Source organism: Streptococcus suis, from assembly GCA_022354845.1.
GTDB lineage: Bacteria > Bacillota > Bacilli > Lactobacillales > Streptococcaceae > Streptococcus > Streptococcus suis_AA.
Genome location: CP031970.1, coordinates 262,587 through 282,620, shown reverse-complemented (window position 1 = coordinate 282,620; position 20,034 = coordinate 262,587). Strand labels below are relative to the sequence as shown.

At 40.4% G+C, this 20,034-nt stretch carries 19 protein-coding genes and 2 pseudogenes; 1 reads left to right on the top strand and 20 read right to left on the bottom strand.

The genetic code is table 11. From position 1 onward, the window contains the following. Window positions 1-137: 137 nt before the first annotated feature. Complete coding sequence (locus D2A30_01520) at window positions 138-845, top strand: UTRA domain-containing protein (protein ULL20385.1); 708 nt, start codon at window positions 138-140, stop codon at window positions 843-845. A gap of 249 nt (window positions 846-1,094) precedes the next feature. On the opposite strand, the gene glgP is transcribed toward D2A30_01520, so the two are convergent. From glgP to galT, 20 genes and pseudogenes are all read right to left on the bottom strand, one after another. Further along, window positions 1,095-3,359 carry a glycogen/starch/alpha-glucan family phosphorylase gene (gene glgP, locus D2A30_01515; protein ULL20384.1) on the bottom strand — a complete coding sequence of 755 codons (2,265 nt, stop codon included), beginning with the start codon at window positions 3,357-3,359 and terminating at the stop codon, window positions 1,095-1,097. Next, the gene (gene malQ / locus D2A30_01510) at window positions 3,352-4,860 is read right to left on the bottom strand and encodes a 4-alpha-glucanotransferase (GenBank protein ID ULL20383.1); all 1,509 of its coding nucleotides are present in this window, start codon (window positions 4,858-4,860) and stop codon (window positions 3,352-3,354) included. The genes glgP and malQ overlap by 8 nt, the downstream gene beginning before the upstream one ends. Window positions 4,861-5,043: 183 nt before the next feature. After that, window positions 5,044-7,143 (bottom strand): ATP-dependent Clp protease ATP-binding subunit, encoded by a 2,100-nt coding sequence (locus D2A30_01505; protein ID ULL20382.1) that lies wholly within the window; start codon window positions 7,141-7,143, stop codon window positions 5,044-5,046. A 588-nt stretch (window positions 7,144-7,731) separates the two neighbouring features. Beyond that, entirely contained in the window at window positions 7,732-8,142 is a 411-nt protein-coding gene (locus tag D2A30_01500; GenBank protein ULL20381.1) for a peptide deformylase, read from the bottom strand. Between the two features lie 71 nt (window positions 8,143-8,213). Further along, window positions 8,214-8,933, bottom strand: coding sequence for a MerR family transcriptional regulator (locus D2A30_01495; protein ID ULL20380.1), 720 nt, complete (start codon window positions 8,931-8,933; stop codon window positions 8,214-8,216). A 96-nt stretch (window positions 8,934-9,029) separates the two neighbouring features. After that, window positions 9,030-10,118 (bottom strand): nucleotidyltransferase, encoded by a 1,089-nt coding sequence (locus D2A30_01490; protein ID ULL20379.1) that lies wholly within the window; start codon window positions 10,116-10,118, stop codon window positions 9,030-9,032. Next, window positions 10,115-10,861 (bottom strand): class I SAM-dependent methyltransferase, encoded by a 747-nt coding sequence (locus D2A30_01485; protein ID ULL20378.1) that lies wholly within the window; start codon window positions 10,859-10,861, stop codon window positions 10,115-10,117. The genes D2A30_01490 and D2A30_01485 overlap by 4 nt, the downstream gene beginning before the upstream one ends. A gap of 365 nt (window positions 10,862-11,226) precedes the next feature. After that, on the bottom strand, window positions 11,227-11,586 hold the full coding sequence (rsfS, locus tag D2A30_01480) for a ribosome silencing factor (protein ID ULL20377.1): 360 nt from the start codon (window positions 11,584-11,586) through the stop codon (window positions 11,227-11,229). A 1-nt stretch (window position 11,587) separates the two neighbouring features. Then, window positions 11,588-12,093 (bottom strand): annotated as a pseudogene (locus D2A30_01475) (cysteine hydrolase). After that, on the bottom strand, window positions 12,068-12,682 hold the full coding sequence (locus D2A30_01470; GenBank protein ID ULL20376.1) for an HD domain-containing protein: 615 nt from the start codon (window positions 12,680-12,682) through the stop codon (window positions 12,068-12,070). Before D2A30_01470 ends, D2A30_01475 begins: the two are co-directional and overlap by 26 nt. Continuing rightward, window positions 12,679-13,311, bottom strand: coding sequence for a nicotinate-nucleotide adenylyltransferase (locus D2A30_01465; GenBank protein ID ULL20375.1), 633 nt, complete (start codon window positions 13,309-13,311; stop codon window positions 12,679-12,681). The genes D2A30_01470 and D2A30_01465 overlap by 4 nt, the downstream gene beginning before the upstream one ends. 12 nt (window positions 13,312-13,323) lie before the next feature. Continuing rightward, the gene (yhbY, locus tag D2A30_01460; protein ID ULL20374.1) at window positions 13,324-13,635 is read right to left on the bottom strand and encodes a ribosome assembly RNA-binding protein YhbY; all 312 of its coding nucleotides are present in this window, start codon (window positions 13,633-13,635) and stop codon (window positions 13,324-13,326) included. Window positions 13,636-13,667: 32 nt separating this feature from the next. After that, window positions 13,668-14,081 (bottom strand): hypothetical protein, encoded by a 414-nt coding sequence (locus D2A30_01455; protein ULL20373.1) that lies wholly within the window; start codon window positions 14,079-14,081, stop codon window positions 13,668-13,670. Then, complete coding sequence (gene yqeH, locus D2A30_01450; GenBank protein ID ULL20372.1) at window positions 14,081-15,187, bottom strand: ribosome biogenesis GTPase YqeH; 1,107 nt, start codon at window positions 15,185-15,187, stop codon at window positions 14,081-14,083. The genes D2A30_01455 and yqeH overlap by 1 nt, the downstream gene beginning before the upstream one ends. Then, a complete protein-coding gene (locus tag D2A30_01445) occupies window positions 15,188-15,715 on the bottom strand; it encodes a YqeG family HAD IIIA-type phosphatase (protein ID ULL20371.1) in 528 nt (175 codons plus the stop codon). 122 nt (window positions 15,716-15,837) lie between these two features. Beyond that, window positions 15,838-16,364, bottom strand: a pseudogene (locus D2A30_01440) (SEC10/PgrA surface exclusion domain-containing protein). Beyond that, the gene (locus tag D2A30_01435; GenBank protein ID ULL20370.1) at window positions 16,307-16,510 is read right to left on the bottom strand and encodes a hypothetical protein; all 204 of its coding nucleotides are present in this window, start codon (window positions 16,508-16,510) and stop codon (window positions 16,307-16,309) included. The pseudogene D2A30_01440 and the gene D2A30_01435 overlap by 58 nt, the downstream one beginning before the upstream one ends. 376 nt (window positions 16,511-16,886) lie before the next feature. Continuing rightward, window positions 16,887-17,516: a copper homeostasis protein CutC gene (locus D2A30_01430; GenBank protein ID ULL20369.1), complete on the bottom strand. Its 630-nt coding sequence runs from the start codon at window positions 17,514-17,516 to the stop codon at window positions 16,887-16,889. A 49-nt stretch (window positions 17,517-17,565) separates the two neighbouring features. Further along, window positions 17,566-18,474: an EamA family transporter gene (locus tag D2A30_01425; protein ID ULL20368.1), complete on the bottom strand. Its 909-nt coding sequence runs from the start codon at window positions 18,472-18,474 to the stop codon at window positions 17,566-17,568. A gap of 74 nt (window positions 18,475-18,548) precedes the next feature. Continuing rightward, entirely contained in the window at window positions 18,549-20,030 is a 1,482-nt protein-coding gene (gene galT / locus D2A30_01420) for a UDP-glucose--hexose-1-phosphate uridylyltransferase (GenBank protein ULL20367.1), read from the bottom strand. Window positions 20,031-20,034 lie beyond the last annotated feature (4 nt).

The window sequence follows — 20,034 nt, the reverse complement described above, 5'->3', positions numbered from 1 at the left end:
TTTTCCGTAATATTTTAAACTTTTACGTAATATTTTAAACTTTTACGTAAAATTTAATAAAGGTAGTAAAAATACAGCTGTATTTCCCTATTCCAAGCCTTTTATGGTACACTAATGAATAGAAAGATGGAAATACAATGAGTAAATATAAGAAAGTTTATCAAGATATCAAGAAAAAGATAGAGGATCAAGTCTGGTCAACAGGACAAGCATTACCAACTGAGAATGAATTGATGGAGATCTACTCTTACTCTAAAGACACCATTCGAAAGGCTCTGTCCCTTCTTGAAATGGATGGCTACATTCAAAAAAAACAAGGGAAATCTTCAATTGTAATCGAACACGGGTTAATGAAGGAACAGTATCTTTCTGAAATTAAGACCGCCGGAGAATTGAACAATCGTTCTAAACACCAGATTCAAACAGAACTTACCTCTCTATATATCGTTCAGGGGCAAGATGATTTAATGTCTACCTTTGAAGTTGATGATAAAGTAGATTTTTATAGAGTGAGTCGAGTAAGAACGATAGATGGTGAGCGTTTGGAATATGAAATTTCCTATTTTGATCGTAGAGTCGTCCCTTATCTCAGTAAAGAAATTGCTGAAAGCTCTATCTATCGCTATTTAGAGGAAGATTTAAAGTTAACAATCTCTCATTCTCGACGGGAAATTTCTTTCCGCTTTGCGAATGAAGAAGAAAAGCAATTAATGGACCTAGCCGACTATGAGATGGTGGTCGTGGTTACCAGCGTTACCTATCTCTCAAACGGTCAAGCCTTTCAATATGGAACAATTAGCTACCGTCCAGACAAAGTCAGCTTTGTCTCAATGGCAAAACGGTAAAAGGAACTAGCATTCTAGCTCCTTTTTTTGTGCAATTATTAAAAACTAGTCAGTACTTTCTCGAAAAAAAGAATGTCTCTTTTTCGAAACATTCTTTCTTTTCATTAATATAATATAAGGAGGGCTCAAAAGTAGTTTTGAAAATCAAAGCTGTCAGGTCCAAAGCAGTTTGATTTTCATATCAAGGAATAGGTTGATCTGATAAATTGTTGGAGTGGTTCAATCAACTTTCCTCTTTGCTAATTTAAATTAGTTGCTGTGCCAAATATCTTCGTTGTACTGTGCAATCGTACGGTCTGAAGAGAAGAATCCAGCTTTAGCAATGTTATGAACAACTTTCTTGTTCCATGAATCTTGATCTTCGTAATCTGCAAAGACTTGTTCTTTTACTTCGATGTATTCAGCCAAGTCAATCAAGGTCATGAACCAGTCTTTCGAAATCAATTCATGGTGCAAGCGTGCAAGACGTTCCTCGTTACCAAGCGCCTTCACTTCATCGCTTACGATAAAGTCAACTGCACGTTTAATATTTTCATCGCCATTGTAGTAGTCAGCTGAAACATAGCCTGCTTTGTCATAAAGATCAATAATTGTATCAGAGTCTTTACCAAATGTGTAAATATTTTCACTACCCGCAAGTTCTGCGATTTCAACGTTTGCACCGTCCATGGTACCAAGTGTCAATGCACCATTCAACATGAATTTCATGTTACCAGTACCTGACGCTTCTTTAGAAGCCAATGAGATTTGTTCTGAAATATCAGTTGCTGGAATCAATTTTTCAGCTACAGTTACATTGTAGTTTTCAACCAAATGAACATTGAGGTATTTATTTACTTCTGGATCATTATTGATCAACTCTGACAAGCAAAGAATCAAATGAATGATGTCTTGAGCGATAATATAAGCTGGGGCTGCTTTACCACCGAAGATAACAGTGATTTTACGTTTTGGAAGGTTACCATTCTTGATTTCAAGGTATTTATGGATAACATACAAGGCATTCATTTGTTGGCGTTTGTACTCGTGGAAACGTTTGATTTGTGTATCAATAATAGAATTTTCATCCAGTTCGATACCTTTGTTGTCTTTAAGGTAACGTTTCAAAGCCAATTTATTATTGAATTTGATTTCTGCCAACTTAGCATGAACTTCCTTGTCATCAGCAAATGCAAGCAATTTTTCAAGTTTAGTAGCATCTGTTAAGTACTCATCACCAATCAATTCTTTGATGTAATCAGCCAGATCTTGGTTCGCAAATTCCAACCAACGACGGAAAGTGATACCGTTTGTTTTATTGTTGAATTTTTCTGGGTAAAGCTCATAGAAAGCTTTCAATTCAGAGTTTTTAAGAATTTCTGTATGGAGCGCAGCTACACCGTTCACTGAGTTAGAGAAGTGGATATCCATGTGAGCCATGTGTACACGACCTGATTCATCAATGATTTGGACTGCTGGGTCTTTGATTTCTGCACGAATAAGGGCATCCAATTCTTTGATGATATCAACCAAGTGTGGCACCACTTCTTCAAGGAACTCAAGTGGCCATTTTTCAAGTGCTTCCGCCAAGATAGTGTGGTTTGTGTAACCAGTCATATTCTTAACAATCGCAACAGCTTCCGCAAATTCAATACCATGTTTTTCAGTCAAAAGACGAATCAACTCAGGAATCACCATTGAAGGGTGAGTGTCATTGATTTGAACAAACGCGTATTCAGCCAAATCATGCAAGTTTGAACCACGTTCAATAGCTTCATCAATCAAAAGCTGAGCCGCATTTGATACCATAAAGTATTGTTGGTAGATACGGAGTAATTCACCGTTCTTATCAGAATCATCTGGATACAAGAAGAGTGTCAAGTTTTCTTTAATATCAGTCTTGTCAAATGAAATACCATCTGTAATCAAGTTGTAATTTACTGACTCAATATCAAATAAGTTAAGGTAATTCTTAGTTTCTTTTTTATAACCAAGAATGTCAAGACGGTCCAATTTTGATTTCAAAGTGAAGTTTTTGAATGGAACATCATAGCTGATATTTGTTGGAATCAACCAAGAATCATTTTCAATCCAGAAGTTTGGTTCTGCTTCTTGCTCATTTTTCTTAAATACTTGACGGAAAAGACCACAGTGATAGTTAAGACCCACACCTTCACCGTTGATAGCAAGTGTTGACATAGAGTCAATAAAACATGAAGCCAAACGACCAAGTCCACCGTTACCTAGTGATGGTTCTGGTTCAACGTCTTCAACTTGAGCCAATGACTTACCAGCCGCTGCCAATTCTGCTTGAATGTCTTTGTACACACCCAAGTTAATCAAGTTGTTTGACAAGAGTTTACCGATAAGGAACTCAGCTGAGATATAGTAAACCTTACGTTTTCCTGTATTTTTTGGTTTTGTAGTTGCAGCTTCTTTTACGTAGTTTAACAATTGAAGATAGATTTCTTCGTTTGTTAAATCAGCTAATTTTTTCGAAGTATTTGTTTCTGCAAATTTTGTAAATTTAGTCATGTTGTTCATTTCCTCTTTGATATAGTAATGTCATTTTTGTCAAGAAGTCTTTACGTTCTTGCGTTAAATCTTCTGCTTTCATACGCCATTCCCAGTTTCCACCGATAGTAGATGGCATATTCATTCGACTTTCTTCACCCAAATCTAGGATGTCTTGCATGGTTGCAATAGCAGTATCACTTACTGTTGCAAATAACATGCGGAGCATTGCTTGACTAACTTTTTCAATCGGTTTACGATTGCTGTAAGCATCTACATATTCTTGTTGCTCCGGTTCAAGATTATTGTACCATCCGTTGACAACCTCATTATCATGAGTTCCAGTGTAGGCAACCGAATTAGGAATGCAACGATGCGGTGCATCAATACTCTTACCTGTCACGTCAAAGAAACCAAATTCTAAAATTTTCATCCCTGGATAGCCACAATCTGCAAGCAATTTGCGAGCTTTGGCGTCAATATTTCCAAGGTCTTCCGCGATAATTGGAAGGTCTCCAAGTGTCTCTTTAACAGCTTTGAATAAACTGTAGCCAGGACCTGGTTCCCAAGTACCTACTTTTGCCACCTCAGCCTTACCATCGACTTGCCAGAAGTCTGAGAAACCTTTGAAGTGGTCAATTCGAAGGACATCATACAGCTTAAAGCTTTCATGAATTCGATAAATCCACCAGTTATAGCCAGTTTTTTCATGTTCTGGCCAATCGTAAATAGGATTTCCCCATAATTGACCATCCGCTGAGAAGTTATCAGCAGGCACACCAGCTACATAAAGTGGCTTGCGTCCACTATCCAATTTGAATAGTTGAGGTTTTGTCCACACTTCAACGCTATCCGCGGAAACATAAATAGGCATATCTCCGATGATTTTGATATGGTGTTTGTTCGCATATTTTTTCAACTGTTTCCATTGGCTGAAGAAGAAATACTGTGTGACTTTGTAGTAGTCAATTTGATTGGCTAATTCTAAGCGATATTTATCAAGTGCTTCTTCATTTCGAGCGACCACCTTTTTATCTTCCCATTCTTGGAGTGCTTTATTGCCAAAGTATTCTTTGATAGCCATAAATTCAGCATAATCTGTTAACCAAGATGAGTTGGCTTTTTCAAACTCTAGAAGAGCCGCTTTTTTCTTATCATCTTGTAAAAATGCTTGAACAGCTTTTTCCAAAATTGGACGACGTGCTTGATAAATTAGTGCATAATCTACTTTTTCAGGATTGTCCCCGAAATTGACATCTTGGAAATCTTCTGGTGCCAACAACCCCTCTTCTACCAAAAGGTCGAAGTCTATCAAGTGTGTATTTCCTGCAATTGCAGAGAAAGACTGGTACGGAGAATCTCCGTAGCTTGTGGTTGTTAGTGGTAAAATCTGCCAATAAGTTTGCTTTGTTTCTACCAAGAAATCAACAAAATCATAGGCTGATTGTCCAAAAGTACCAATACCAAACTTACCTGGAAGTGAGGTAATATGCATTAATATTCCGCTGGTACGATTTGTCATAAAAACGTTTTCCTTTCTGTCGGTTACGTATATTAGTTTAACGCAAACGTTTGCATCTGTCAAGTGTTTTATAAAAAAAGTTTCTAATTATCAAAAAAGTGCCTGTTTAATCGCATTTGTTAGCGAGTAACAAAAAAAAGAAAATTGGCATTAAAAATTCCAATTTTCTTTTTTTTATATTTTTTAAGCAAAGCTTTGCTCTTTGATTTGGATGGTTCCATTTACCACATCAGCTTCTAAATTTTTAGCTTCAATATGATCCAAATAGAAGTCTGTAACCTTATCCCGAATTTGGCTTTCGATTACACGACGAAGTGGGCGGGCACCCATGGCCTTATCATAGCCTTCTTCCATCAGTAATTCCTTAGCCGCTTCCGTTACCACCAAATGAATACCTTTTTTCGCCAAGGTGTTATTGACCTGTTTTAATAGCAATTCGACAATCGCCTTAAGATCTTCTTTGTCCAAGTGTTTGAATTCAATTACCGCATTAAAACGGTTGAGAAATTCAGGACGGAAATATGGCGTAATCCGTTCCATGATATCACGTTTTTCCTCATCTTCTGGAATATCGTAGCCAAACCCAGCATTGGATGTTGCAATAATGATGGTATTTTTAAAATTGACCTGATTACCTTGTCCATCAGTCAAATGACCATCATCAAGAACTTGTAAAAGTAGAGTGATGACTTGTGCATCAGCTTTCTCAATTTCATCCAACAAGACAATTGAATAGGGATTACGACGCACGCGCTCAGTAAGTGTATGTGAATTATCGTCATAGCCTATATAACCCGCGGTCGTACCAATCAATTTTGAAACAGCTGTCCGATCACTATATTCAGACATATCCAAGCGGATGATTGCCTCTTTATTTCCAAATAATTCAAGCGCCAATTGCTTAGCCAACTCAGTTTTACCGACTCCCGTTGGTCCAACAAAAAGGAAGGAACCAATTGGCCGATTGCCATCATCAAAGCCAGCACGATTACGACGAATCGCACGAGATACAGCTTCAACGGCATCTTCTTGACCAATAACGTTTGTAGCTAAACGATTTTTGAGTCCTTTAAGACGCTCAATATCTGAAGCCCCCATTTGTGAGACTGGAATACCTGTCATTCTTTCTACTGCTTGAGCAATGTCATTCACATTCGCAACAACTTTCTGACGTTCTGTATGATTGTTAATTTGTTCTTGCAAATGGTCAATCCTTACTTTTTCATTCAAGGCTCTCTCATAGTCTTCTTTTTCTGCCGCTTCAAGCTGTAATTTTTTAGCTTCTCTCATCTCTGCTTCTAAGGTCTTTATGTCAGTCACTGGATGTTGAGCAGCCAAGTGAGCCGCGGTCACATCAATCAAGTCAATAGCCTTATCCGGCAAGCTGCGTTGTGGAATATACTGGACAGAATAATCAACCGCTGCACGCAAGACTTCGTCTGGCAATTCAATATTATGATGGGCTTCATAAAGTGGTTTAATGCCTTTCAAAATAAGATAGGTATCTTCTGCAGATGGAGCATTAACCTTCACTTCATTAAAGCGACGTGCCAATGCAGCATTTTTAAGAATTGTATTGCGGTATTCATCCTGTGTTGTAGCTCCAATCACAGTCAGTTCACCACGTGACAGAGCAGGTTTCAGGATGTCTGCCAGACCTTTAGAACCTGAATCTCCACCAGTACTACCAGCCCCTAAAATTTGATGAATTTCATCAAAGAAAAGAATGATATTTCCAACATTTTTAACCTCATCAACCAGGTTTTGTACATTTTCCTCAAAAGCTCCACGGTATTGAGTCCCAGCTTCCAAGCCCGAAATGTCGATGGAGATGATTTCCTTGTTCTTAATGGCTGATGGCACATCACCATTAACTATAGCTTGTGCCAAACCTTCAACTACTGCAGTCTTACCAACACCAGCATCACCAACTAGGACAGGGTTGTTCTTAGTGCGACGTGCCAAAATTTCAGATGTTTCTTGGATTTCTTTATTTCGCCCAATAACAGGATCCAATTTCCCTTCGCGAGCCTCTTGAGTCAAATTGCGACCTAATTTTGCTAGTATCCCATCTGACTTTATCTGACCTTTAGATGGTGCTTGTGCCACTTCTTCGGTCTGTGGCAGGCGACCAGTCTGACGGTACATAGCAAATTCCTCCGGTGTTACTTCACGCCCATTGATAGAATAACGGCGGCGCTCTGTACTGTAACCACCCATGTTGCCCATGAGTTGATTGAAAATATCGTCCATATTGTTAAAGTTATTGAAATTGTTGTTCATAGTAGTTACCTCGTTTAAGTTTCATATATTTTTGACTTTTACTGACCTTTGTTTTAAAAAAATTGACTTAGTCTTTCAGTTTGCTTTTAGTACTAGCTCTAAAGGTTTAGGGAACCTTTGGAGGTGGAAAATAGAGCGAACAAAGTTCGAATCAAAAGCTGCAGGTAGCTTCAATAGTCCAATGAACTATTGAAGGTTGGAATTCGCACTTACGATAGTAAGTAACATTCGTAAAGTACGGCAAAGCGAGTTCAAACAATCCAGTGGAGTATTTGAAGCTGGAAATAGGGAAATGGAGTTTCCTCGTACGTCAAAGTAATAAAAGATAAACTAAATGACGCTAATAGGGTATAATCCTGTCTTTCATAACAACCTCCTTATAAGTTTGCTCTTTACTGACCAATGGTTCAAAATAAAAATCATTACTTTTTTGACTTTTTGACTTTTTGACTTTTTGACTTTTTGATCTTTACTGACCTTTTGATTAAAAATTCCGCAAGGCATTTACCTTACGAATCTTATTATACACAATTAGTCAGTAAAGGTCAATAGATTTGTTAACATTTTGCAAACTTTTTAAAAAGAAAGTTAGATAACAATCCCTTCCAAATGATCTAGTTCATGCTGAACTATCTGGGCTTGGAAGTCAGTCAGTTTTAGTCTCCGCTTTTTCCAAGAAGCATCAAAAAACTCTACTTCAATTTCCTGATAGCGAGTGGTCGGGCGAATACCTACTAGCGACAGGCAGCCTTCCTCTGTCTGATAGGGCTTGGTCTTGCTGATGAGAACGGGATTGTACATGACCAGATTGGTGAAGCCCATGTTGACGATGATTATCCGCTTTTTGACGCCAATCATGTTGGCCACCATGCCCACGCATGCGTGAGCGTTGGCTACCAAAGTATCCTGTAAATCTTGACCTACCTGCACATCTAGCTGAGTCGCAGGCTCAGACTTCTGCTGCAGGAAGAAAATATCTTTCATAATAGGTTTAATCATGGGGTGCCTCCTTACACTCTAGCTACATCTAGTATACCAAAAAGGCCTAGTTCTCACTAGACTTTCCTTATTTATTCTTGGCAATAAATCGCAATAGCTTGACTGACAAAGGCTGCTGTGCCTGGTCCACTTGCTCGGTCGATATTGGCTGAAAATCGCTCATCTTCAACATACATGAAACCCAGATTTTGCAAAATTTCCTTTGTGCAGGTGTAGAAATGTTCCGTGATATAGGCCCGCAAATTCGCTACCTGAGCCTGCACTTCAGGGTGACTGACTTCTAAGAACCTGTATTTTCCAAAAGCTTCAAAAATAGCCTGCATCTCTTGGGCAAACACCCGATTCTTACTGGCATCGTAACCTTCTTCAAACTCCGCATAGGCCGCGGTCTGTCCCCAATTTTCTTTTGCTTCTTCCTGGAAAGCCAACAAATCTGACTTATCAAACACTTCAAAGTTCATGTAATTGTCTCCTTTCTGCTGTAGAGATTTGGCATGTTTTATGACTCTTTCCAAGCGTTTCATCTTCAACTCCAATAGTCGAATCCGATCCTTCAAGGCTGCTTCTTTATCATACGCCACATTCCCTACAATTTTTTTAATTTCTTTGAGAGGAAATTCCAATTCACGAAAAAGTAAGATTTCTTGCAACTTTTCAAACGCCTCATTATCATAATAACGATATCCGTTTTCCGCAATAAAACTAGGTGTCAGCAAATCTATTTCATCGTAATAATGAAGTGTGCGCACACTGATACCTGAAAGCTGACTCATTTCCTTTACTGTTTTCATAGGTAATCTCCTCTCATAAATAGCAGTATAATCTATGACCCAGCGTTAGAGTCAAGGGGAAAATTATAAAAATTTTCTATTTTTCAACTCAGATTCTCACTCCACCCTCACCGGCACGCGCCCGTAGGTTTGCTCTGCTATTGCGTCAGCTCCCAGTTGATAGACCGCATCTGCCTGCTGGGTCAGGCTGTCCCAGGGCTCTTTGCCGATCCGCGTCACCAGTTCCACCCGCTTCTTGACGGTCTTGAGATAGGCCTGGCCTCGAGCCGAGAAGCCTAGGACATGGACCGCATCTGGCAAGGGAGTTTCCACCGCATTGACCAGGATGTAGGTCAGCACCCGCCGCACCCGCGCCTTGGTGTAGCGCTTAGTCGCAACGGCATCCACTAATTCCTCCACGGTCGCTACACTCCCAATGGCAGAGCGGATACGACTGGCTAGTTCTTCGTTGACCTGAAAGACCAGACTGAGATCTCGGTGGGTCGCAACCTGGTAGCGGAGCAGCGGAAAATAATTTCTCCAGCTTACCTTGGTCGCCTCTTCAAAGAGACTGGCAGACGGCAAAAAGGCTCGCACTAAGTCCAGCTGGTCAGCACCCTTGCGAATAGCCGTCGCCGAAGCGTAAGTCGTTTCCACCTCTTCCGAGTGAAAACCAGCCCCCTGCCGCTGAACCGGATCAAGCTGAATACCTGTTCCCACCACTGCCTTAGCGTAAGCCAAACCCAGAACATGGTTGGGCGTATCACCTGTGAAGGTAAGACCTGCAAATTCCTGCCACATGGCCTGGGCCTTCTGTGGATAAGAGAGATTGTCTGGCAAGTTTTTCACAAAATTTTCCATTTCTTCCGACTTATCCACATAAATATCTGCGATTTTCTGATAATCCAGCATTTCTTCCGTACCGAAAACCAGTTTTTCCACACCTAGCCTGTGTAAAATGCTGATTGCTCCCTTTGCAAAATGGTCAGCCGACTGGACCGACACCAAAAAGGGCATCTCGACAACAAGATCTGCCCCGTGTTCCAAAGCCATCTGAGCCCGTGTCCACTTATCCACAATGGCTGGCTCACCCCGTTGCATAAAATTGCCAGACATAACCACAATTTTCAATCCTTCCGCTTGTTCCAACAGGTATTTATGTCCCGTGTGAAAAGGATTGTATTCTGCAATAATCCCTGAAATCATGCCTTGACCGCCTTGAAAAACCACCGCTGGCTGGTTTCTGTCGGAGCTTCTTCTTCAAAGTCCGCAAAGACTTCCACAGATGCAAAACCAGCTTCTTTCAATAATTCCACATAGGTTTCAATCGGATAGGTCCGCTCTTCATGAACTTCATCCCGACGGATAAACCGCTCTTCATGACTATCCTCATCTTTGACAAAGAAAGTCAATTCATGAACAATGGAATGCTCATGCTCCCCTTCATAGGTGTCCCAGACAAAGGCAAAATCCTCATAATTTTCATGGTAGCTATAGCCTGCAAACACTTCCTCCATTTGATAAATGGAGTGAACGTCAAAAAGGAAAGTACCACCTTGATTGAGAACAGAATGAACGCCTTCAAAGACCCGCAAAACAGCTTCTTGGTCAGCCATGTAGCAAAGACTATCTGAGTAACAAGTCACCGCATCGAAATCTCCAATACCTTCCAGAGCCATCATATCTGCTTGGGCCAGTTCCATCATGACACCAGCAGCTTCTGCTTTTTTCTGGGCCAACTCCAGCATTTCATAGGACAAGTCCAGACCAGTCACTTCATAACCCTTTTGAGCAAAACGAACAGCCTGAATCCCTGTCCCACAGGCCAATTCTAAAATTGTCTTGGTCTCTTGAGGCAGGTGTCGCAAGCTAAAATCTGTCCATTTATCATACAAGCTGTCATCCATGATTTCATCATAGACCGCCGCAAATGTTTCATAAGTTGCCATATTTTCCCATTTTTCCTTTCATAAAAAGCAGCCAATCGACTGCTTCATTAACTCACACTTTATTCAAGAAGTCTATCACTTCTAATCACATAATAGTGAACTCGTTCGCATCAGCCGTATAGGTCAGATTTGGAGTGGGAAGCACGAACAAAGCTGCCAATCAACCACTGCGCTGAGATGTTGACTAAAGTTTAAAATAGTACACCCAAATCAAAATCTATCTTCACACTTTTTCCAGAAGTCCATCACTTCTACTCAAATAAACTTAAACTCTCTATGGTCACTTTCGAGTTTCAATGTGACCAGCTGGAGCGCTTCCTTACTTTATTATAAGTCAGGTACGGATAGCCCACCGGACTGTTTCACTATTCCTCGTCTAAAAAGTCTGCGACTTCCAAGAAGCTACCTTCGTGCCATAATTTTTCAAGGTTGTAGAGGTCTCGCATTTCTTCAGAAAAAATATGCACCACAACGCTACCGAGATCCAAAAGGACCCAGCCACCAGTGCTATCACCTTCGACACGGCCACCTTTAACACCAGCTTCTGCAACCTTTTCACGGATATTTTCCGCAATAGCATCCAACTGACGACTATTCATTGAACTGACAATTACAAAATAATCTGTCAAGCTAGTCACACCCTGAACATCAACCACAACAAGGTCTTCAGCTCGCTTGTCATCAGCAGCTTGAACCACAACTTTTACTAAATCTAGTTCTTTCATTTTATCCTCTAATAATATTTTCTAATGTATCTACCTGGGCAAAATTACATGACCAGATGTTTTGGTAGTGGCCAATCAAGTCTTTGGCATCCAATTTCCCTGTATAACCTGTCGTCGTTCCGTCCTGAATCACAGCTACCTTGTAGCCTAGTTCAAAGGCTACTTTAATCGTCGTATCAACACAAAAATTGGTCGCCATCCCCATAATAAGCTTGTTTATCTTTTGTTTATGGAAGTAAGAATGAAGCTCTGTCTCTTTGAAAGCACTATTGAAAGTTTTATCGAAAATCATTTCATTTTCTAAGGGTGCAACCAAAGGATGAATTTCCCAATCATGCGTACCTTTGACCAATTCTTAATCGTGATGGCGAATATAAATCACCTCAACACCTGATTGTCGAACCAGTGCAAGACTACCTTGTCAAAGCTGGAGCCTTTCTTCAATAGCATATGGCTACCCTCCACTACCGAATTCTGAACATCAATGACGAAAAGTGCTGACTGCATCTTGCCTTCCTAACTCTCCGACATAAGCATTATACGTTTCAAAGGTCTGGGGATAAATGGGAATCCCCTTCTTAGCTAAGTAAGAAATAGTTTGGGCAGTTTCAAAAGCTACTGCCTTGTCCAAAGACTCTTTTGCAATCCGTCGTGCCTCGTCCACTCCAGGAAAATCCCGATTGGGTTCGATGTAGTCCGCTACATAGAGCACCTTATCCAGCAAGGACATTTCTCGCGCACCAACTGTATGCCGTTGAATGGCTTGTAAAATCTCCTCATCTTCCAAACCAAAATCTTCTGCGATTTTATAGACTCCTACTACACCGTGCCAGATATTATTATCCCAGTTGAGCAAGTCCTTATCCAATTCATACTTAGCAATCAAGTCCAGAAAGACTTTGTCTTCCACTTCCTTGGCATAGTCATGCAAGAGTGCTGCCAGACTAGCTTTTTTCGGGTCACAGCCATATTGGTCAGCCAATTCAAGAGCCGCCTCCTCCACACCCAAAACATGTTGAAATCGTTTCGGTTTCATAGCGGCACTTATTTTTTCTAACAAGGCTTCACGATTGAAGTCTAAATCTGAATTGATCATTGATAAAGCCCCTTTTCCTCAATATAATCTAACACCTCGTGTGGGACCATAAAGTTTGGTACTCGACCTTGTTTAATAAAATCACGCACCATGCTAGAAGAAATATCCATGAGCGGCACATCTACCCAGATAACCGGGTAGGAAGTCCCAGCTTTATAACGTGGACGTTGTACGCCAACAAACTGAACCATAGTAGCGAGTTCATCAATCTTATGCCATTTTGGAAGATAATCCACCATATCCGCACCAATGATAAAATAATAATCTGTGTCTGGATTTTTTTCCTTCAACAATTTCATAGTGTCATAGGTATAGCTGACACCTCGGCGCTCCAATTCAATGGTTTCAATCCCCAAGCCCTCAATACCTGCAATAGCCATCTTGAGCATGGAATAGCGATGATACTCATCAATTGTTTCTTTTTTATCTACATGTGGTGGAATAAATTCAGGCATCAGCAACACTTCATCCAGTTGCAATTGCTGGCGCACCTGATCAGCTACAATCAAATGAGCATTGTGGACAGGGTTGAAATTCCCACCTAGAATTCCAACTTGTTTACGATTGGTTTCTTTCTTTTCAACCTCTAATTCAACCTTGGTAAAGGGTGTTAAGAGTTCAATAGCCATAGGCTCTCCTTCTTAGATTTCTTTAACCTTTTTAGAAATTTTTCTGTTCTCTTTCTTGCTAGATTGTTTAAATAAAATTAAGATACGACCAATTTTTTGAACTGTATCTACCCCAATTTCATCTTCCAGTATCTCTGCGACCTCGTGAATATTTTCGTCTGTATTTTGTAATAAGGTAACCTTTATCAACTCACGTGCATCAAGCGCCTGACGAACACTGGTTTTAATCTGGTCATTGAGACCATTTTTCCCAATCTGAATAATGGGTTTGAGACTGTGTGCCTGACTGTTCAAAAAGGCACGTTGTTTTGAAGTTAATGACATAATTTCTCTTTTCTTTGTTAAACGAATCAGACCTAGTCTGCTAGCATTTTCTGAATCACTTGAGGGAGCTCTTTCAGCTTGTAGATACCAGTGTAGGGAAACTCCAGATAGCTTCGTAGTATTCCCTCATAGGCAAATGCTGTGGTTTCACCTTCTGCCATGACAAATGTAATCCGCACATGGGGTGAAATCAAAGGTGCATCTTGAACACTATCTTGATTGGTCTTTTTTGCATTTCCTAGTTCTGCCAAAAAGACTGCTATCTCTTCTGACTGGTCGATTGTGACAACTACTTGACCTTGGACCAAACGAATTTCCCGGACCTCACTGGCTTTGGGAAGATTTGGTTCTTCCCCTGGCCAAAACCAATAGGCCAGAACACACAAACCAACAATGGCCAGCATACCAACTACTTTTTTCATAAGTGACTCCATTTTAGACTTCATTAAATAATGGCCTTGCGGATTACAACATCAACACCCTTAGGAGCCCAAGCGGCAATCTTGGCTTTTTCATTGACACGAATCCAACCAAGACCTGAGAAGACAACATCCGTCTTTTCATTAATAGTAAATTCATGGCGGACCAACTCTGGAAACTCTTTTAGTTCCTTACTAGTTGGCGGAACTAACAAAGTTCCCGCATGTTTCTGGTAAAAATCACTAGCACCCTGTAACTTGGTCCGATGGAGTTCAAGTTCATTGTCAAAAAACGCTGTGAAACCTTGGCGTTCGCCAGACACAAAGTCAAATCGTCCAAGACCTGCCAAGAACAAGGTTTGTTCTGGATTGAGCTGGTAGGTCTTTGGCTTGATTTCCTTCCGAGGGCTGATATATTTGAGATTTTTAGCCGTCAGGTAATGTGCCATCTGATGACGATGAATAATTCCTGGCGTATCGCAAATGAAAGAACCATCATCCAGAGGAATCTCAATCTTATCTAAAGTTGTCCCTGGGAATCGTGAAGTTGTGATAACATCCTTGTCCCCTGTGATTTCTTGAATAATAGCATTGATCAAGGTTGATTTGCCGACGTTGGTCACGCCGACTACATAGACATCCCGACCTTTGCGGTATTGTTCTATCTTTTCAATCAAATCCTTGATAGCCTGCTTGTTTTGGGCAGAAGTCAGGACTACATCGACTGGTCGCATCCCGATTTCATGCGCCCGTTCGGTCAACCATTGAGTGACCTTGCCTGTCTTGACAGACTTGGGTAAAATGTCCTGCTTATTGCCGACCAAAAGCACATCATTTCCTGAAATAAAGCGAGGCAAACCAGGAATGATTGAACCATTAAAATCAAATATATCAATAACATTGACCACCAAGGCATCACTCTCTCCCACACTATGGAGAAGTTTCAAGAAATCATCATCGGAGATATTGACATCGGAGATTTCATTGTAATGACGCAAACGGAAACAACGTTGGCAGTATAATTGACCAGTTTCTAAACCTTTTTCTAGGGCTGATTGAGGAGTAAATCCTGCAACATCTTTATCTGTCGTCTGAATATGAGCACCACAACCAATACAAAATAATTCTTCCACTTACATCTCCCTCCTATAGTCTATCGCTCCGTATGTAGCGATGATTTTTTTCATTGTCCGTCGTTCGCGCCAACGGTTAATCTGTGTATTAATAGAATCTGTCTGAATCAAGGGCTTGACTAATACCGACTTAAGTCCAACTCGCTTAGCCGCACGAATGTCTGTCATCAGCTGATCGCCAATCATGACAACTTCATGTGGCTGGACATTAAAGCGTTTCAGTGCACGGTTAATCCCAAAGGTGAACGGTTTGAGAGCGAAGGCTTCAAATTCAATCCCAAATTTTTCAACTGCCCGTTTGACACGCTCATATTTATTGTTGGAAACAACTACTACAGGAATTCCCGCATCACGTAAGTCATGTAACCATTGACGCATTTCTGGCGTTCCATCAGGATTATTCCAGGCAATTAAAGTATTATCCAAGTCAACAAGCACAACCTTAATTCCATGTTTTTTCAAGCTATCAACTGTCACATCATAAGCCTTTTCCAAGGCAAAATCTGGCATATAATTCTCTAAACTCACTATCGTCTCCAAAGGTTTTTATCAGGTAATTATACCATTTTTTTTAGAAAAATGCGAACCGATAATAGAAAACACTAGGATAAACCGAGTGCTCTCTGAATGGAATCATCTTGGTATCTCAATTAAATCTGACCTTTTTCCAAAATCCAATCCTTTGGAATAAAAATCATATGGGTCAGTAACCAGTCAATGTCAAGATTAAATTTTGAAAAAGCAAAACCAATCTGCTCTCATCCTCATCTAACCCTAAAATAGTCAATGCATGTCCGTAATCCGCATGGCTATCATCAAACAATCGCCATATCAGAGCACGATATATTAATTTTTTAGCATCACAGAGACTGTATTGTTCTCGGTATTCCGAAAATGACTGACAATCTTTCCCTTTCGGCTCCACACCTGTCATTTTTGCAATTGCAATTAGACTGTCATAATTATGATAGCGCAAAGTACTATTCAATGTTTGAGCTAAGCGAACGGCATAATCCAATGCTAAATCACTCACTTCAACAGCCACAGTTTCTAATTCTTTACGCAGGGGATTCAAGAGAGACGCAGCATATTGAGCCAATTCTTCACTAATGTCCTTGTCTACATTTTTAATATTTGGCAAGATAATATTTCGATCTTCTTCATTTCCTTTATAAATATTAAGCAGTAATCCTTGTTCACCAAGCCTTTCAATTCAGCATCGAAACCGGATTTTCTCTCTTTAGCATATTCTAGAAGTTTTTCATAATACACTTCTGGCAATACTATCTTGTCCAATATTTCTTGAAGTCTAGCTGTTCCCATGATATCCTCCTGCTACTTTATACTGCTATTCTAGCAAATTTACTTTTTTTGTAAACATTTTCAACTCGGAAATCTACCTGCTTATTTCACATAAAAAAACTATTGTCAAGCGCTATCAATAAAAGATATGTTCGTTGGATAAATATGTATTCTCGTAGAAAAGTTCTCGAGTCTTTTCATTAGCTGTTTCTAGGCTAAATACAGGACTTTAACAACCAAAAATGAAAACAGCCGACTGTGTCGACTGCTTTCATGGAGATTATATGAAAAAGAATAAAAATATTGTATCTTCCAATGCTTAAACAAACCTTAACTTAAAATACTTCTAAAAGACGCACGATTATTATCCTATAATTTTTATTAGGTTCAATGCACCTTACCAAAATAATCTCGTTCCATGTATTTGATTGATTGGTAATGCTTCTAATAAAGTTGGAACATTTTCTGTAGTTAATCCACCGCCAATAAGAATTTCAATTTTTCCATCCGCATAGGTTTGAATGTCTCGTAACCAATCGATATTCTGCAATGCTGAACCTGTCAGACTTCCACGCGTCAAAATCCGTGTTACTTCGTGACTTGCCAACCAGTCAATTGCTTCAAATTGACGACTACGAGGAATCTGATCAAATGCCATATGAAAGACAACTTGCTGACCTGTTGAAACAGCCAGCAATTGTTCTAAAGCTACCTCATCCAACCAATTTTCCTCAGTTAAAACACCATATACCAAACCATCTGACCCCAGCTCTATGGCGATTCTGCAATCCTCAACCATCATCTCAATTTCAGTTTGGTCATAACAAAAATTCCCTCCACGTGGACGAATCATGGTCATGACTGTGGCGTTCTGTTCATGAGCTAGTTGACAAACATGTTTGATCACTGCATAACTAGGGGTCGTTCCTCCAACCGCTAAATTATCACACAGTTCAACTCTTTGAGCACCCAGAGAAAGAGCTTTCACCACAGCTACATGATTTTCGGAACAAAATTCTTTAATCATCTTTATTCCTTTCAAGTCTTTTTCCTTTAGTACAACAAGAAAGAGTATATTAACCAATACTCTTTCTACTAATCATTAAATCTTTCAAGGAAATCAAAAGTACTGCGAGTAAAATCAACAACATCCCAACAAAGTCAATAGTATAAAATTGTTCATTGACCAACCATACCGCAAAAAAGACTGATGCAATCGGCTCAATCGAAGCCAATAGACTCCCGTTTACCGGACCAACTAAACTGACCCCCTTCAAAAAGGCTGTATAGGCGAAAATCGTCCCGACTCCGACAATACCTAGCAGGCCCAGTAAACTGCCACCATCAATAGGAAGTCGATGCTGCCAAGTTTGCAAACCAAGCGTGACTACAAAACCACCCATTAACATCCCTAAACCAATCACCGTTATACTGCCGTATTGACGAATCAATTTACCTGGCAAAATAATATATAGCGCATAAGTAAAGGCTGAGAAGATTCCCCAGAACAAACCGATTGGAGCCACTGACAATTCATCTAATTTGCCATGAGTCGCAATCAAAAATGTTCCTGCTACAGCTAAGATAATTGAAATCAACTCAATCCCTGATGGTTTTTCCCTATTTTTCAAACAGGTATAAGCTAAGACTAAGATAGGGCAAAGGTATTGTAAAACCGTAGCCGTTCCCGCATTGGTATGATAGACGGCTTGTAAATAAGCCGTCTGGTTAAGAAACAGACCCAACATCGCAAAAATAAAAATTCCCAACAAGGCTTTTCTATTTTTCAACACCATCAACAGCTGTTCTTTCGCTGTAGCATATGCCAGGCCAACGAGAAAGAATCCCGATACCAATAAACGCAGGGAGGTAATCATATCCACTGAAACACCACGAGACATCAAGTACTGTCCACTCACTCCAGACAAGCCCCAGGCTATACCTGCTATTAATGTAATCAGTGTCCCCAATCTCTTTTCCGCCATCATATCTCCTTCTCACACTGTGAATACTTCCATTATACCAAAAGAGCAGGACACCGTCCCACTCTTTCTTACATTTATGTTGCTAAACCTACAAATTCTACGAATCGTAGAAAGGCTGCCTGTCCTTCTGGAGTACGTTTGTAGACCCCTGCATCTTCCAATACACGCGCAAAAATTTGCCCCACTGACTCACGTACGACTTGTTCGACAGTTTCCTCTGTCACATCAGGATGATTGTTTTTTAAGTTTTCTGCCCATAGCTGATGGTAAGTAGCAACATGACTTTCTTGACCCAACAAGTATTTTTCAACTTCAGCCAACTCAGCTTTCAAGCGTGGAGGTAAAATCGCCAAGCCCATGACCTCAATCAGGCCGATATTTTCTTTCTTGATATGTTGCACATCTGGATGTGGATGATAAATGCCATCTGGAAACTCTTCTGAAGTTTGATTATCGCGGAGAACCAAATCCAGCTCGTACAAATCGCCTCGTTTCCGAGCAATTGGGGTGATGGTATGATGGGGAGTTCCATCTGTCTCAGCCTTAATCTGAACGCTATCATCTGAGTAGCTCCGCCATTTTTCTAAAATCTTAGCCGCTAGGCTCAAAAGCGCTGGCTTGTCATCGGAGTTCAATCTGATAACTGACATGGGCCACTTGACAATGCCTGCCGAGACGGTCTCAAAGCCGTCGAAGACCAGCTGGCGTTCTATCGGCGCCTGATCCATGGCAAAACTATGCCGCCCACCTTGATAGTGGTTGTGGGTCAGGATAGAGCCACCCGAGATGGGAAGGTCTGAGTTAGAGCCGACAAAATAATTTGGAAAGATGTCAAGCAAGTCCAACAGCTGTTCAAATGTTTGCGGACTAATGACCATGGGCACATGCTCTTGGTTCAAGAAGATGGCATGTTCATTGTAGTAAGCATAAGGCGAATATTGGAAGCCCCACTGTTCCTTGCCAAGATCCAAGCGAATAATGCGGTGATTGGCGCGTGCGGGATGATTAATCCGTCCCTGATAGCCTTCATTTTCCATACAAAGCAGACATTTCGGATAATTGCTAGTTTCTACCTTCGTCGCAGCTGCAATAGATTTTGGATCTTTCTCGGGTTTTGACAGATTGATTGTGATTTCTAAATCTCCATACTCCGTTTGAACCTGATAATAGATATTTTTAGCAATCGCAGCCATCTTGATATAGTCATTACGTTTGCTCAATTCATAAAAGTCACTAATCGCTTGATCTGGACTGTTCTGATAGGTCTGCCAAAAATTACGATCGACCCGACTTGGACTTGGTGTCATCAAATCCATCAAACAAGCCCCAACCATATCCTGTTCTTCCAGCAATTCTCCAACAAAACCAGATTGAACTCCATGAACCAAAAGTTCGTCTTTTAATTCAATCAATTCTTCTAGCTCTGTCTCAACCTCCAACACCTGATCCCCAACTAAGGCTAGAACCCGATTGCGCAGGTAAAGAGCATCCATTTCCTCAAAGCCACTATTGGCAATGACCTGCTCAACAAAACGATCCACCAATCCTGTCATCATTTCT

Bases quoted from the DNA above. Each gene is read 5' to 3' on its own strand.
- D2A30_01520 (ULL20385.1), top strand. From the start codon at position 138: ATGAGTAAATATAAGAAAGTTTATCAAGATATCAAGAAAAAGATAGAG.
- malQ (ULL20383.1), bottom strand. From the start codon at position 4,860: ATGACAAATCGTACCAGCGGAATATTAATGCATATTACCTCACTTCCA.
- D2A30_01455 (ULL20373.1), bottom strand. From the start codon at position 14,081: ATGAAGTCTAAAATGGAGTCACTTATGAAAAAAGTAGTTGGTATGCTG.
- galT (ULL20367.1), bottom strand. From the start codon at position 20,030: ATGATGACAGGATTGGTGGATCGTTTTGTTGAGCAGGTCATTGCCAAT.
- glgP (ULL20384.1), bottom strand. From the start codon at position 3,359: ATGACTAAATTTACAAAATTTGCAGAAACAAATACTTCGAAAAAATTA.
- D2A30_01435 (ULL20370.1), bottom strand. From the start codon at position 16,510: ATGGGAACAGCTAGACTTCAAGAAATATTGGACAAGATAGTATTGCCA.
- D2A30_01495 (ULL20380.1), bottom strand. From the start codon at position 8,933: ATGAAAACAGTAAAGGAAATGAGTCAGCTTTCAGGTATCAGTGTGCGC.
- yhbY (ULL20374.1), bottom strand. From the start codon at position 13,635: ATGTCATTAACTTCAAAACAACGTGCCTTTTTGAACAGTCAGGCACAC.
- D2A30_01470 (ULL20376.1), bottom strand. From the start codon at position 12,682: ATGATCAATTCAGATTTAGACTTCAATCGTGAAGCCTTGTTAGAAAAA.
- D2A30_01505 (ULL20382.1), bottom strand. From the start codon at position 7,143: ATGAACAACAATTTCAATAACTTTAACAATATGGACGATATTTTCAAT.
- D2A30_01485 (ULL20378.1), bottom strand. From the start codon at position 10,861: ATGGCAACTTATGAAACATTTGCGGCGGTCTATGATGAAATCATGGAT.
- D2A30_01430 (ULL20369.1), bottom strand. From the start codon at position 17,516: ATGATTAAAGAATTTTGTTCCGAAAATCATGTAGCTGTGGTGAAAGCT.
- rsfS (ULL20377.1), bottom strand. From the start codon at position 11,586: ATGAAAGAACTAGATTTAGTAAAAGTTGTGGTTCAAGCTGCTGATGAC.
- D2A30_01425 (ULL20368.1), bottom strand. From the start codon at position 18,474: ATGGCGGAAAAGAGATTGGGGACACTGATTACATTAATAGCAGGTATA.
- D2A30_01500 (ULL20381.1), bottom strand. From the start codon at position 8,142: ATGATTAAACCTATTATGAAAGATATTTTCTTCCTGCAGCAGAAGTCT.
- D2A30_01465 (ULL20375.1), bottom strand. From the start codon at position 13,311: ATGGCTATTGAACTCTTAACACCCTTTACCAAGGTTGAATTAGAGGTT.
- D2A30_01490 (ULL20379.1), bottom strand. From the start codon at position 10,118: ATGATTTCAGGGATTATTGCAGAATACAATCCTTTTCACACGGGACAT.